This window comes from Streptomyces sp. NPDC034037 (genome assembly GCF_055575715.1).
This window is the reverse complement of sequence record NZ_JBVISC010000003.1, coordinates 403742-416484: the sequence shown is the minus strand read 5'-3', so window position 1 is coordinate 416484 and position 12743 is coordinate 403742. Positions and strand designations below refer to the sequence as shown.

17 protein-coding genes and 1 riboswitch are annotated in these 12743 nt (G+C 72.7%); of the genes, 6 read left to right on the top strand and 11 right to left on the bottom strand.

Features of this window, described 5'->3' with window-relative positions:
* Window positions 1-13: 13 nt before the first annotated feature.
* Window positions 14-886: an ABC transporter ATP-binding protein gene (locus ACZ516_RS12515; protein WP_361082199.1), complete on the bottom strand. Its 873-nt coding sequence runs from the start codon at window positions 884-886 to the stop codon at window positions 14-16.
* Between the two features lie 164 nt (window positions 887-1050).
* Here ACZ516_RS12515 and ACZ516_RS12510 point away from each other — a divergent pair, with 164 nt between their 5' ends.
* On the top strand, window positions 1051-1350 hold the full coding sequence (locus ACZ516_RS12510) for an antitoxin (protein WP_358584674.1): 300 nt from the start codon (window positions 1051-1053) through the stop codon (window positions 1348-1350).
* Between the two features lie 4 nt (window positions 1351-1354).
* Window positions 1355-1726, top strand: coding sequence for a fic family toxin-antitoxin system, toxin component (locus ACZ516_RS12505; RefSeq protein ID WP_469009969.1), 372 nt, complete (start codon window positions 1355-1357; stop codon window positions 1724-1726).
* Between the two features lie 37 nt (window positions 1727-1763).
* On the opposite strand, the gene ACZ516_RS12500 is transcribed toward ACZ516_RS12505, so the two are convergent.
* The 4 genes from ACZ516_RS12500 to bioB all read right to left on the bottom strand — a co-directional run bounded on the left by ACZ516_RS12500 (window position 1764) and on the right by bioB (window position 5226).
* Entirely contained in the window at window positions 1764-1892 is a 129-nt protein-coding gene (locus ACZ516_RS12500) for a hypothetical protein (protein WP_469009968.1), read from the bottom strand.
* A gap of 98 nt (window positions 1893-1990) precedes the next feature.
* Window positions 1991-2731, bottom strand: coding sequence for a dethiobiotin synthase (gene bioD / locus ACZ516_RS12495; RefSeq protein ID WP_361082202.1), 741 nt, complete (start codon window positions 2729-2731; stop codon window positions 1991-1993).
* Window position 2732: 1 nt separating this feature from the next.
* Window positions 2733-4013, bottom strand: coding sequence for an adenosylmethionine--8-amino-7-oxononanoate transaminase (locus ACZ516_RS12490; RefSeq protein WP_469009966.1), 1281 nt, complete (start codon window positions 4011-4013; stop codon window positions 2733-2735).
* Window positions 4006-5226 (bottom strand): biotin synthase BioB, encoded by a 1221-nt coding sequence (gene bioB / locus ACZ516_RS12485; RefSeq protein ID WP_469009965.1) that lies wholly within the window; start codon window positions 5224-5226, stop codon window positions 4006-4008. The genes ACZ516_RS12490 and bioB overlap by 8 nt, the downstream gene beginning before the upstream one ends.
* A 120-nt stretch (window positions 5227-5346) precedes the next feature.
* Here bioB and ACZ516_RS12480 point away from each other — a divergent pair, with 120 nt between their 5' ends.
* The gene (locus ACZ516_RS12480) at window positions 5347-6564 is read left to right on the top strand and encodes an 8-amino-7-oxononanoate synthase (RefSeq protein WP_469009963.1); all 1218 of its coding nucleotides are present in this window, start codon (window positions 5347-5349) and stop codon (window positions 6562-6564) included.
* Window positions 6565-6598: 34 nt separating this feature from the next.
* On the opposite strand, the gene ACZ516_RS12475 is transcribed toward ACZ516_RS12480, so the two are convergent.
* A complete protein-coding gene (locus ACZ516_RS12475) occupies window positions 6599-6823 on the bottom strand; it encodes a DUF397 domain-containing protein (protein WP_358589419.1) in 225 nt (74 codons plus the stop codon).
* A gap of 9 nt (window positions 6824-6832) precedes the next feature.
* Complete coding sequence (locus ACZ516_RS12470; RefSeq protein ID WP_469009962.1) at window positions 6833-7699, bottom strand: helix-turn-helix domain-containing protein; 867 nt, start codon at window positions 7697-7699, stop codon at window positions 6833-6835.
* Window positions 7700-7972: 273 nt separating this feature from the next.
* Between ACZ516_RS12470 and ACZ516_RS12465 the strand changes: the two genes are divergently transcribed.
* Complete coding sequence (locus ACZ516_RS12465) at window positions 7973-8425, top strand: ATP-binding protein (RefSeq protein ID WP_358589417.1); 453 nt, start codon at window positions 7973-7975, stop codon at window positions 8423-8425.
* A 33-nt stretch (window positions 8426-8458) separates the two neighbouring features.
* On the opposite strand, the gene ACZ516_RS12460 is transcribed toward ACZ516_RS12465, so the two are convergent.
* The gene (locus tag ACZ516_RS12460) at window positions 8459-9376 is read right to left on the bottom strand and encodes a LysR family transcriptional regulator (protein WP_358909946.1); all 918 of its coding nucleotides are present in this window, start codon (window positions 9374-9376) and stop codon (window positions 8459-8461) included.
* Between the two features lie 116 nt (window positions 9377-9492).
* Between ACZ516_RS12460 and ACZ516_RS12455 the strand changes: the two genes are divergently transcribed.
* Window positions 9493-10110 (top strand): LysE family translocator, encoded by a 618-nt coding sequence (locus ACZ516_RS12455; protein ID WP_361082212.1) that lies wholly within the window; start codon window positions 9493-9495, stop codon window positions 10108-10110.
* A 70-nt stretch (window positions 10111-10180) separates the two neighbouring features.
* On the opposite strand, the gene ACZ516_RS12450 is transcribed toward ACZ516_RS12455, so the two are convergent.
* The 3 genes from ACZ516_RS12450 to ACZ516_RS12440 form a co-directional block, all read right to left on the bottom strand.
* Entirely contained in the window at window positions 10181-10654 is a 474-nt protein-coding gene (locus ACZ516_RS12450; RefSeq protein WP_358589410.1) for a C40 family peptidase, read from the bottom strand.
* 3 nt (window positions 10655-10657) lie between these two features.
* Window positions 10658-10825: riboswitch (cyclic di-AMP (ydaO/yuaA leader) on the bottom strand.
* 351 nt (window positions 10826-11176) lie between these two features.
* A complete protein-coding gene (locus ACZ516_RS12445) occupies window positions 11177-11491 on the bottom strand; it encodes a hypothetical protein (RefSeq protein ID WP_358589408.1) in 315 nt (104 codons plus the stop codon).
* Window positions 11492-11498: 7 nt separating this feature from the next.
* A complete protein-coding gene (locus ACZ516_RS12440; protein WP_358589406.1) occupies window positions 11499-12134 on the bottom strand; it encodes an ATP-dependent Clp protease proteolytic subunit in 636 nt (211 codons plus the stop codon).
* A gap of 183 nt (window positions 12135-12317) precedes the next feature.
* On the opposite strand from ACZ516_RS12440, the gene ACZ516_RS12435 reads away from it, so the two are divergent.
* Window positions 12318-12602: a type II toxin-antitoxin system Phd/YefM family antitoxin gene (locus ACZ516_RS12435; RefSeq protein WP_358589404.1), complete on the top strand. Its 285-nt coding sequence runs from the start codon at window positions 12318-12320 to the stop codon at window positions 12600-12602.
* The last annotated feature ends 141 nt before the right edge of the window (window positions 12603-12743 follow it).

Here is a 12743-nt window from a genome sequence, read left to right as displayed (position 1 = left end):
CGCGTCCCCCGCCTCAACTCGGCCCGGACGAACCGTCGGTGGGCGCCTGCCGGGCGGCTCTGTCGTGCGCCGCGCGACTTCGCCGGCCGCCGAGGGGATCGGGCGCCTTCGCGTGCAGGGTGTCGAACCGCTTCATGCGTTCGAGCACGGCGTCGGCCGTCGGCCGCTCCATGTCGTCCACGATCCGCCCGTCACCGAGGAAGAGCACCAGATCGGAGTGGGCCGCGGCGCCCGGGTCGTGCGTCACCATGACGACGGTCTGCCCGAGCTGGTCGACCGCCTCGCGCAGGAAGCCGAGGACCTCCAGACCGGCCCGCGAGTCGAGGTTGCCCGTCGGCTCGTCGGCGAAGATCAGCTCGGGCTTCGACGCCAGCGCCCGCGCGCAGGCCACCCGCTGCTGCTGCCCCCCGGACAGCTGCGCGGGGCGGTGCCGCAGCCGATCGCGAAGACCCAGCGTGTCGATCACGTGCTCCAGCCACTGACGGTCGGGCCGCTGCCCCGCGATGTCCATCGGGAGCGTCATGTTCTCCAGCGCGTCGAGCGTGGGAATCAGGTTGAACGACTGGAACATGAAGCCGACGCGGTCGCGCCGCAGCCGCGTCAGCTCCCGCTCCTTGAGCCCGGTGATCTCCGTGTCGCCGAGCCAGACCTGGCCCGCCGAGACGCTGTCGAGCCCGGCCAGGCAGTGCATCAGCGTGGACTTGCCCGAACCCGAGGGGCCCATGACGGCGGTGAAACGCTCGCGCGCGATGTCCACGTCGACCGAGTCGAGAGCGAGCACGGTCGTCTCGCCCGAGCCGTACGCCTTCGTCAGACCGCGGGCGCGCGCGGCGGTCCCGGCAGGGCCCGAGCGGCCGGTGGACGGTGCCGAAGCAGGTGTGGACAAGGCCGCCTCCTGGGTTGTGCCCGTGCCAACTCCCTTGATTTCGCAGAGAGTAGTGGGACGGACCGGCCTCGCGGTATCCCTCCGGGGTCGGGGCCCGAGACGGTTGTAGGGAGCATGGTCCCGGCGCCCTTGTCGCGCTAGCACCCCGGCGCTAGCGTGAAGGCATGGCGAAGACTCAGCTGAACGTGCGGGTGGACGAGGACACCGCCCGGGCCGCGCGCGAGCGCGCCCTGGCCCGAGGCATGAGCGTGAACCGCTACATAGAGGAACTCGTGAAACAGGACGCCGGTGAGATCGGGCACACGTTCGTCGAGGCGGCGGCCGATTTCATGAAGCAGTACGAATCCGTCTTCGCGGAGGAGTTCGGCGCCGAGCGTGAGGGCACCAGGCCGCTCCGCGAGCCCGTCCGCCCCGTGCGCACGCTCCAGGAGAGCGCGCGGCCGTTCGGTGAAGGTCGACGTTGAGCCGTTGAACGTCAGAATCGATCTTGCCTGGCTGCTGATGATCGCCGAACACAAGACGCCCGGAGACCCCCAGGTCACCGACTGGGGCGCCCTCGTCGCCGCCCTCAGCCGGTACGAGGCGGAGATATTCGGCACACCCGTCTACGAGACCCCGCACGACCGGGCCGCGGCACTCCTCCAAGTACTGCTCCACATCCCCGCGTTGGAACGCTCCAACGCCCTCTTCGCCTCCTCCGTCGCCTACGCCTACCTCGTCTCCAGCGGCCTGAAGGTCGTCACCTCGCCCGAGCAGGTGCGCGACCTCGCCCGGCTGGTGAAGGAGGAGGGCGCGAGCGTGCACGCGATCGCGGAGCGGCTGTGCCAGTGGAGCCTGTGACCCGCCCGCCCGCGGCTGCTCCGCCCCGCCCCGGACGTCAGGAGTCCGCCGGGCGGCGCGCCGTGCCGAGCACGCAGTACGAGGTGGGCAGGCGCGGCCCCTTCGCGGGCACCAGGACAGGGCGGTAGGCGCCCAGTTCGAAACCCGCCTCGCGCAGGGCCCCCATTCCCCTCCGCGACGGCGAGTCCCCGCGGACCTCAGGGCGCCCCCGGCCCCGCCCGGCCGACCGACACCGGCTCGACCAGGCCCGGGGCCGCCGACGTCTCAGTTCGCCGCCGCGCCCGCCCCCGGCCCCTCACGGCGGGTGAAGGACTCCGCGTCCCACGTGCCGCCCAGCGCGGGGCCGAGCCAGTTCGGTGCCGAGGTGCGGAAGGAGGGGCCGGTCAGGGAGCCGGCGCCCTCCGGGACCGCGCCCAGCAGCGGCACGGTCGCCGACGCGGGAAGGTCCGCGAGGTTGCAGCGGGACGCCAGGTCGGGGTCCGTCGGCCAGCTGCCGATGACGACACCCAGGCTCTCCACACCGCGCGCCCGCAGCGCCTCCGCCGTCAGCGTCGTCGTGTTCAGCGTGCCGAGGCCCGCCGTCGTGACCACCAGGACCGGCGCGCCGAGCAGCCTCGCCGCGTCGGCCAGCGTGCCGCCCTCGTCGTCGAGGCGGACGAGCAGCCCGCCCGCCCCCTCGACCAGGACCAGGTCGTACTCGGTGGCCAGTTTCGCCGCGGCGTCCGCCACGTCGTGCGGGCGCACCGGAGCCATCCCGGCCCGCCGCGCCGCGGTGTTCGGCGCCAAGGGCTCGGGGAAACGGGCGAGTTCGAGCGTGGTGACGCCCTCGCCCGCGAGCCGCGTCACCTCCTGGGCGTCGCCGGGCTCGCCGGGCCCGACCCCGGTCTGCGCGGGCTTGAGCACGGCGACTTGGCGCCCCGCTGCCAGCGCGACCGCGGCCACCGCCGCCGTCGTCACCGTCTTGCCGATCTCCGTGCCCGTCCCGGACACCACGATCACCGTCATGTCAGCCCTCCCTGGCCGCCGCGCACACCGCGCGGGCGATCCGTGCCACGTCGTCGTCGCCGGTGATGAACGGCGGCATCGTGTAGATCAGGTCGCGGAACGGCCGCAGCCACACGCCTTCGCGCACCGCGGCCCGTGTCGCCGCCCGCATGTCCACCGCGTGGTCCAGCTGGACGACACCGATCGCCCCGAGGACCCGTACGTCCGCCACCGAGGGGTGCTCGGCGACCTCGGCCAGGCCCTCTCGCAGGCCCGACTCGATGCGCTTGACCTCGCTCTGCCAGTCCTGCCCGAGGAGCAGGTCGATCGAGGCCCCCGCCACCGCGGCGGCCAGCGGGTTGCCCATGAACGTCGGCCCGTGCGCCAGGACCGGCACCTCGCCCCGCGAGATGCCGTCCGCCACCCGCGGGGTGCACAGCGTCGCCGCCAACGACAGATAGCCGCCGGTCAGCGCCTTGCCCACGCACATCACATCGGGCGTGACACTGGCGTGGTCCGCCGCGAACAGCGCGCCCGTACGGCCGAAGCCCGTCGCGATCTCGTCGAACACCAGCAGCACGTCGTGCGCGTCGCACGCCTCGCGCAGCACCCGCAGATAGGCCGGGGAGTGGAACCGCATCCCGCCCGCGCCCTGCACCACGGGCTCGACGATCACGGCCGCCAGCTCATGGGCGTGCCGCCCGATCATGTCGTGCAGGTGCGCCGCGTACGTCTCCTCGTACGCCGACGGCGGCGCGTCCGCGAACACCTGGCGGGGCAGGACGCCCTGCCAGAGCTCGTGCATGCCGCCCTCGGGGTCGCAGACGGCCATCGGCTGCCAGGTGTCCCCGTGGTAGCCGCCGCGCCAGGTCAGCACGCGCTGCTTCGCCGGCCGGCCGAGGGAACGCCAGTGCTGGAGGCACATCTTCAGGGCGACCTCGACCGCGACGGAGCCGGAGTCGCAGAGGAAGACGTGCTCCAGGCCCTCGGGAGACATGTCGACAAGGCGCTTGGCGAGCAGGACGGCGGGCTCGTGCGTGAGCCCGCCGAACATGACGTGGCTCATGCGCTCCAGCTGGCCGCGCACCGCGTCGTTGAGCACGGGGTGGTTGTAGCCGTGGATCGCCGACCACCAGGACGACATGCCGTCGACCAGCTCGGTCCCGCCGTCCGCGAGGCGCAGGCGGATGCCGCTCGCGGACTCGACGACCAGGGGCTCCTGACGGCCCGGCATCGGCCCGTACGGGTGCCAGACGTGCTGCCGGTCGAGGGCGAGCAGCCCCGACGTGGTCAGGTCAGGCATTGGGCGCCAGGTCCGTCCCCGCGCCCCGGCGGCGTACCGCCACCAGGTCCGTGCGCACCCCGCCCGGCTCGGCGACCGGCTCGGGAGCCGGCTGCGCCACCTCACCGGTCGCGGGCTCGGCCGACCCGCAGGGACCGCAGCCGCCCCCATGGGAACCGCAGCCGCCGCCCTCGTGGGACCCGCACCCCGCCGCGTCCGCGACGGCGTCCGACCGGTGCTTCGGCAACGTCACTTCGCCCGCGCCCTCGACCTCGAAACCGGCGTCCGCGATCATGTCCAGGTCCGTCTTGCCCGCCTGCCCCTCGCTGGTGAGGTAGTCGCCCAGGAAGATCGAATTGGCGAGGTGCAGGGCGAGCGGCTGCATCGAGCGCAGATGGACCTCGCGGCCGCCCGCGATGCGCACCTCCACGTCCGGGCACACGAAGCGGACCATCGCGAGGATGCGCAGACAGCGCTGCGGCGTCAGGTGCCACTCCTTGGCCAGCGGGGTGCCCTCCATCGGGATCAGGAAGTTCACCGGCACCGAGTCCGGGTCCAGCTCGCGCAGCGAGAAGACCACGTCCACCAGGTCCTCGTCGCTCTCGCCCATGCCCGCGATCAGCCCCGAGCAGGCGGACAGGCCCGCCGCGTGCGCCTTGCGCACGGTGTCCACGCGGTCGGCGTAGGTGTGCGTCTTCGTGATGCCCGCGTACGTCGCCTCGGACGTGTTGAGGTTGTGGTTGTAGGCGTCCGCCCCCGCGCCCCGCAGCCGCTCGGCCTGACCGTCCGAGAGCAGGCCGAGGCACGCGCACACCTCGACGCCCTCGTTCTCTTCCTTGACGGCCGCGATGGTCTGCGCCACCCGGTCCACGTCCCGGTCGGTGGGCCCGCGCCCGCTGGCCACCAGGCAGACCCGCTTGGCGCCGCCCGCGACCCCGGCCGCCGCGGCCCGCGAGGCCTCGTCCGGCTTCAGCCAGGTGTACTTGAGGATCTCGGCCTTCGACCCGAGCCGCTGCGAGCAGTACGAGCAGTCCTCGGGGCACAGCCCCGACTTGAGGTTGACCAGATAGTTGAGTTTCACCCGTCGCCCGAACCACTGCCGGCGCACCTTGCCGGCGGCGGCCACTACGTCCAGGAGATCGTCGTCGGAGGTGGCCAGCACGGCCAGCGCCTCTTCGCGGGTCGGCAGTTCGCGCCGAAGCCCCTTGTCCACCAGCGTGTTCAGCAGATCCATGGCGCTGATCCTTACCCACGGCAGGCTCCCCGGCCAAGGAGAGTTCACACAACAGAACCGGTTTGAGGTGTGGGTATTGCCACATACTGGCCAGGTGGCAGGACGGCTAGGGTCTGTGCAATGTCTACAAACAGGCACTCCGTGCCGGGCCCGTCGAGTTCGCCCGGACCCGTCCGCCCGCCGCACTCCGGGCCCCCGCCGCGCTCGCCGTTCGACTGGCTCGACGAGCAGGCCAGGCTGCGCGCCGAGGCCGGGCTCGTGCGCGCCTTGCGGCCGCGCGCCGCCGACGCCGGCGACCTGCTCGACCTGGCGAGCAACGACTATCTGGGCCTGACCCGGCACCCCGAGATCATCGAGGGCGCCGCGGCGGCGGCCAGGCGGTGGGGCGGCGGCGCGACCGGCTCCCGGCTCGTCACCGGCTCCACGCAGCTCCACGCCGAGCTGGAGCGGGAACTCGCCGCGTTCTGCGGCTTCGAGGCGGCGCTCGTGCTCTCCTCGGGCTACGCGGCGAACCTCGCGGCGGTCACCGCGCTCGCCCCGCACGGCTCCCTCATCGTCTCCGACGCGAGCAACCACGCATCCTTGATCGACGGCTGCCGGCTCGCGCGCGGCGTGACGCAGGTGGTGCCGCACGCCGATCCGGCGGCGGTGCGCAAGGCCCTGGGCACCCACGACGGACCCGCCGTCATGGTGTCGGACTCGGTGTTCTCGGTGGACGGCGACGCCGCGCCGCTGGCCGAACTGGCCGCCGTGTGCCGGCAGGCGGGCGCGGGGCTCATCGTCGACGACGCCCACGGACTCGGTGTCCTCGGCGACGGCGGCCGGGGCGCCCCGCACGCCGCGGGCCTCGCGGGGGCCGCCGACACGGTGGTCACCCTCACCCTCTCGAAGTCCTTCGGCAGCCAGGGCGGCGCCGTGCTCGGCCCCGCCAAGGTCATCGAGCACCTGGTGAACGCCGCGCGGACGTTCATCTTCGACACGGGGCTCGCACCGGCCGCGGCGGGCGCGGCGCTCGCGGCCCTGCGGCTGCTGCGCCGGGAGCCCGAACGCGCGGCGCGGGCCCGACACGTCGCCGCGGAGCTGCACGCGCGCCTCACGGCGGAAGGGCTGTCGGCGGTACGTCCCGACGCCGCCGTCGTCTCCGTGCGCGCGCCGTCCCCCGAGTCGGCCGTGCGCTGGGCCGCCGACTGCCGGGCGGCGGGTCTGGCGGTCGGCTGCTTCCGGCCGCCGTCGGTGCCGGACGGTGTCTCCCGGCTGCGGCTGACCGCCCGCGCGGACCTCACCGACGCACAGATCGCCGAGGCCGTACGAGTGATCAGCCGCACCGCTCCCAGGTGAGCGGAAGCCGGCCCCCGGCGGGGCCGGCCCCTTCTCACCGGAGGCTGTCGACGAACGTCTCCCAGGGGCCGGGGGAGAAGAGCAGGGCGGGCCCCGCGGTGTTCTTCGAGTCGCGCACGGCCAGCAGGGCGGCCGGTGTGCCGGAGTCGAGCGTGGCCGTCTCGACGCAGTTGTTCGTTCCGTTGCTGCGGCTGCTGCGCCGCCACCGCGCGCCCTTGAGGGTCGTGCTTGAAGGTACGTACCGAGGCAGTGCGGTCATGGTGCCTCCTTACGCGCCGTCGCTTAGCCCGGCGATGAATTCCTTTGAGTCCTCGGGTGAAAGCGCCTGTTCCTGAAGGGAGTTGAAGGCCTCCGTGTACGCCTGGAGGTCGTCCTTCCCCTCCAGATAGAGGCTACTCGTCAAGTGGTCGAGAACGACCACATCCAGATCAGCAACGCTCGGAAATGACAAAATAACGAAAGGTCCGATGAGCCCCGCATGCTCGCCGCGACCGAACGGCAGCACCTGGAGACGCACCTGGGGCAACAGCGCCACCTCCCGTAACCGTGCGAGCTGTTGTGCGAAGACCAGCGGCCCGCCCACCGGACGGCGCAAAACCGCCTCGTCCATGATCGCGCTCAGGCGCAGCGGCGGCTGGGCGCGCAGCACCTCCTGACGGGTCAGGCGCACCTCCACCAGAGCGTCGACCTGCGGCTCGGAGAGCTTGCCGAGTGCGGCCCGGGTCACCGCGCGCGCGTACGCGGGGGTCTGCAGCAGCCCGGGCACCACGGAGGTCTCCAGCGTGCGCACCCAGCCCGCCTGGGCCTCGAGGCTGATGAAGTCGCGGTAGGCCGCCGGCAGCAGGTCACGATAGGCCCGCCACCAGTGGTGACGTCCGGCCGTGCCCTGGTCGTCGGTCCCGGCCAGCGCCACGAGCAGCTCGCACAGACGGCGGTCCGCCACCTCGTAGGCCTCCAGCAGGAGGCGCACGTCCCCGGCCTTCACACCGCTGCGGCCCGTCTCGATCCGGCTCACCTTCGACTGGTGCCAGCCGACCTTGGCGGCGGCCTGGCTGCTGGTCAGTCCCGCGGCGGCGCGCAGTGTACGCAGTTCGGCGCCGAGCCGGCGGCGGCGCACCGCGGGGCCGTACTGCATGTCCGTCTCCTTCGGGACCGGGCCGTCGGATTCCCGGCGGCGGAGCGGGGGACAGGGGCGACAGTAGAGGAAGCACGGTCCCGGCGGCCAAATACGGTCGGCCGTAGCAGAGTTCACCGCTTCGAGCGACAGATATATGCACATCTCGGTGGATCGCCACCCGGGACCGGTCAAGGAGTGGGAGGCTGGCGCGAAGCACCGGTCCGGGGCCGTCCTCGAGTCATCCGCTCCGAGTCGTAGGACCGACCCCGGTGGGAAAGGGACAGCGTCGCCATGGCAGACCATCAGGAAGCATCCGTCACTCTGCCGAGCGATCCCGCCTCGGTCTCCGCCGCCCGCACCTACGTGGCGAAGGTCCTCACGGAATGGGGCCTGCCGGAGGGTGCCGAGGTGGGGGACACCATCAGGCTCATCGTCTCCGAACTCGCCACCAACGCCGTGCAGCACACCCTCGGCCAGTCGCCGACCTTCACCGTGGACGTCCGGCTCGACCGGGACGAGCAGCTGCGGATCGGTGTCACCGACAGCCATCCGCGCCATCCGCGGCGGCTGCCCGCGGCCGTCCAGCAGGACAACGGCCGGGGCATGGTCATCATTCGCTGGCTGACCGCCGAGTGCGGCGGCAGGCTCTCGGTCAGCCCCACCGAGGAGGGCGGCAAGACCGTGTGGATCGCCCTGCCCTGGACCCTCCCCGCCCAGCACCGGCACCGCGACGCGGCGCACTGAGCGCGCGAGCCGGCCCGACGCCGCGCGAAGGACTCAGCCCGTGCCCGCCGACCGCCCGAAGGCGCCCCGCAGCAGCGCCCGGAAGGAGTCCGCCGCGGCGTTCGACTCGTCGGCCCGGTGGACGACGGAGATGGTCCGCCGCAGATCACCCGGGTCGAGCAGCCGCATGCCGACGGGCGTCGCGGCGGTGCGCGCCACCATCTCCGGCACCACGGCCACCCCGAGCCCCGCGCTGACCAGGGCGCAGACCAGGGCGTAGCCCGGCGTCCCGACCACCACGGCGGGCGTCGCCCCGGCCCGGGCGAGGGCCCGCTCCACGGCCCGTCGCGGCGGATGGTCGGGGGCCATGCTGATCAACGGCTGCCCGGCCAGTGCCGACGGCGGCAGGCGGGACGTGCCGCTCGTCAGGGCGTGCCCCGGCTGGGTCACCAGGACCAGCTCCTCCACGAGCACCGGCTCGGCCGACACGGCGGCGGGCAGCGGCACCGGGTCGGCGGGCTCGTACGCGTGGGTGAGGGCCAGATCGACCTCACCCGACGCGACCGCCTCGACGCCGGAGGGCGGTTCGTGCGCCGTCACCGTCAGTTCCACCGCCGGGTGGGCCCTGCGGAAGGCAGTCAGGACCGGCGGCAGCAGATGGATGCCCGCCGTCTGGAAGGTGCCCACGCGCAGCCGCCCGCCGGACAGCCCGGCGAGCCGGGCCAGTTCGTGCCGGGCCCGCTCCAACTCGTCGAGCACCCGTCGGGCGTGCCCCACCAGCAGCTCGCCGGCGCCGGTCAGCCGGGCCCCGCGGTGATGGCGTACGAGCAGCGCGCTGCCCGTCTCCCGCTCCAGCTTGGCCAGCTGCTGGGAGAGCGCGGGCACGGTGTAGCCGAGGCGCTCGGCGGCCCGGGTGATCGAACCCGCCTCGGAGACCGCGACGAGCGCGGCGAGTCGCGTGGGGTCGTACACGGGACACCCTCTCTGCGCCGCGCGTCGAACGCGCCCACGGGGTAAACGTCTGCTTAAGGCAGATCCAGGATATTGCACATACCCGTTGAAGGCCCGCGCACGGCAGGCTGGCCGGCATGGACGCACAACTGGTCGCCTTCACGGGAGTCGCCGCGGGCATGGTCGCCGTGCCGGGTGCCGACTTCACCGTCGTCGTACGCAATGCCCTCGTCTCGCGGCGTACGGGGGTGGCCTGCGCGATGGGGGTCGCCGCGGGCCTCTTGGTGCACACGGCGCTTGCGGTCACGGGCGTGGCGGCGGTGCTCGCAGCGGCGCCCGCGCTCTTCAGGGCGCTCCAGCTCATCGGCGCCTGCTACGTGCTGTACCTCGCCGCGCGCGCCCTGCGGTCGGCCTTGCGGGCGCGCATCGGGGTGGGCGACGAGCCGGTGGTGCGGGGCGGTGGTCTGCGCGAGGGGTTCCTCACCAACGCGCTGAACCCGAAGGCGGCCATCACCTTCCTGAGCGTGCTGCCGCAGTTCGTGCCCGACGGAAGTCCGGTGCTGCCGAGAACGCTGCTGCTCGGGGCCGTCGTCGTGGTGTTCGCCCTGCTGTGGTTCCCCGTCGTGGCGCTCCTGGTGGACCGGCTCGGCCCGTGGCTGCGCAGGCCGCGGGTCTCCCGTGCGGTCGAGGGCGTCACCGGCGCCGCTCTCGGCGCCCTGGGGCTCGTGCTCCTCCTCGAACCGCTCCTCGCGTGAGGACCGCGGCGTGCGCACCGAGCACCGGGGGAGTGCTCGGGGCGCGTGCGGACGTGCCGGCCGGGTGAGGTCAGCGCACCCGGCCGTACCAGACGCTGCCGGACCAGATCTTCTCCAGGCGCACCACGGCCCCCTTCTTCGGCGCGTGCCAGATACGGCCGTTACCGGCGTAGATCCCGACGTGGTAGACGTTGCGGCCCGAGTGGAAGAACACGAGGTCGCCCCGCGTGCGCTGGGACTTCGCGATGTGCCGGGTCTTGTTGTACTGCGCGGCGGCGGTGCGCGGCAGCTTCTTGCCCGTGCGCTTGAACGAGTACAGCGTCAGGCCCGAGCAGTCGAACCGGTGCGGCCCCACGGCCCCGTAGCTGTACGGGGCGCCCTTCTTGGACGCCGCGATCTTGAGCGCCTTCGTCCCATGAGTGGCGGCCTCGGCCTCGGATGTGAGCCCAGGGGCCACGACGGTGCCGCCCACGACGGCGAGCGTGAGAGCCGAAGCGGCTCCCGCCCGACTGAGCAGCGGCGGAACGTGATTCAGCGCGGTCATGCGTAACCCTTCGTCAGCCGCCTGTGAAGGATGACCTGTCGGGTTCGGGCAGGCGAAGATGCCCGGCCGCGTCGTGCTCTGCGGCTTCACCCCAAGGGCGTCGTCCGGACCTTCCGGACGGGCCCGCCATGCTTGGGTCCTCCACTCCTGCCGGTGCACCGATGTCGACCGGTCATCCGGGCGGCGGCAGGACTCGGCGTCCGCCCGGATCGCCCCGCCGCTGTGGCGGGGGCTTGTCGTCGGAAGGGATCTTGACCCGAAAAGGGTTCGAAAACCGAGCCGAAACGGTGTTTTGTGAACCTACTCACGACTGACCTGTTCGAGTGGACACGGTGAAAATCACCCCCTGGCCGCCGGGTCCGAGGACGGTTCGACCAGCAGCGGAAGGGTTCATTCCGCCCTCTTGGCGCGCGTCGGGCGCAACTCCCGACCGCACGACAAAGGACGCCCGCGTACGCCGACCGGGGTAGCCCGTCTGGTCCGTTTCGAAAGGGAGCGGGACGCTCCGAAGAGCGGAAGGGCTCATTCGCCCTGACGCGGGGCCGGCGGCAGGCCCACTCGGCCGGCCCGCCGCTCGCCGTCGAGGACGCGTAACGCCTGGGCGAGCGTGGCGGCGTGCACCTCGCTCTCCCCGCGCTGGTGCATGAGCGTCAGCGCCTCCAGCAGAGCGTTCGCCCGGCCGACCAGCGCCTGGGCGGCGCGCAGCCCGCCGTAGGTGTGTTCCGCGCGGGCGGGATTGATCTTGCCGAGCAGGTCGACGACTTCGAGGTAACGGTCGACCAGGTCCGCCTCGGCCCGGGTCAGTGCGGGCAGCGGGGGGAGTTCGGGGGGAAGCATCCTCGGATCACCTCGCGTCGCGCGCGGCGAGCGAGGACTTGCGGGACGGGATGATCCGGTCCACGAGTCCGTACTCCACTGCGGCCGGGGCGTCGAGGATCTTGTCCCGCTCGATGTCCGCGGCGATCCGCTCCTTGCTCTGTCCCGTGTGCCGCGCCAGCAGGTCCTCGAGGAGCTCCCGGGTGCGCAGCATCTCGTCGGCCTGGATCACCAGATCGCTGGCCTGGCCCCGCACCGGCTCCGTCATGGCGGGCTGGCGGATCAGCAATCGCGCCCCCGGCAGCATGTACCGCTTGCCGGGCGTGCCCGCCGCCAGGAGTACGGCGGCGGCTGAGGAGGCCTGCCCCAGACAGGTGGTCTCCACGTCGCAGGTGACGAACTGCATCGTGTCGTAGATCGCGGTCATCGCGGTCAGCGAGCCGCCCGGGGAGTTGATGTACAGCGAGATGTCACGGTCCGGCGCCACGTGTTCCAGGTGCATGAACTGCGCCATGACGTCGTTCGCCGAGGTGTCGTCCACGGGAGTGCCGAGGAAGACGATGCGCTCGTCGAGGAGTCGTGAGTACGGATCCATGGTCCGCGTCCCCGAGCTGGTGCGCTCGGTGAACTGGGGCAGGACGTAACGGGCGGACGGACGGTTCATGGCGCGCCTCTCTTCTTCCGGTCGGCGGGGCGACCCTCGGATCTGTACAGAAAGTACAGGACGTACGTGCCCTGCGGGAGGCTTTCCGGAGCATGGGCCGGGGCGGGCCGTGACACCGATAGGGCCCATAGGGGATCGCTCACGCCCGGGGCCCGTGCGGGCCGGGCGTCTAAGCTGGGGGGCATGGCCTACGAGATTCCGGTGACGCAAGCCCGCGCAGAGCTCGCCGAACTGATCAACCGTGTCGTCTACGGCGGCGAGCGCGTCGTCGTCACGCGGCACGGCAAACCGCTCGTGGCACTGGTCTCCGCCGCCGACCTGGAGCGCCTGGAGGCGCTCGCGGAGGCCTCGCAGGAGCGGGCGGTCAGCTCCGTCACCTCGATCGGCCCCGCGCCGGCGGCCACCGCCGGGCCGGAGCGCCACCGATTCGGCATCGCGGCCGAGCACCGGGGACCCAACCCCACGTAGCGCGGGGACCGTTGCCGCCCGTATGGCACCGCCCGGCCGGGGCGTCGCCCACGCGCGCCCGGCGGCCCGCCGAGCGCCGCGCCCAGGAGGCGCGGGCCGTCGGCGCGAGGGGTCTTGTGGCAAGGATCGGTATGGCGCGGC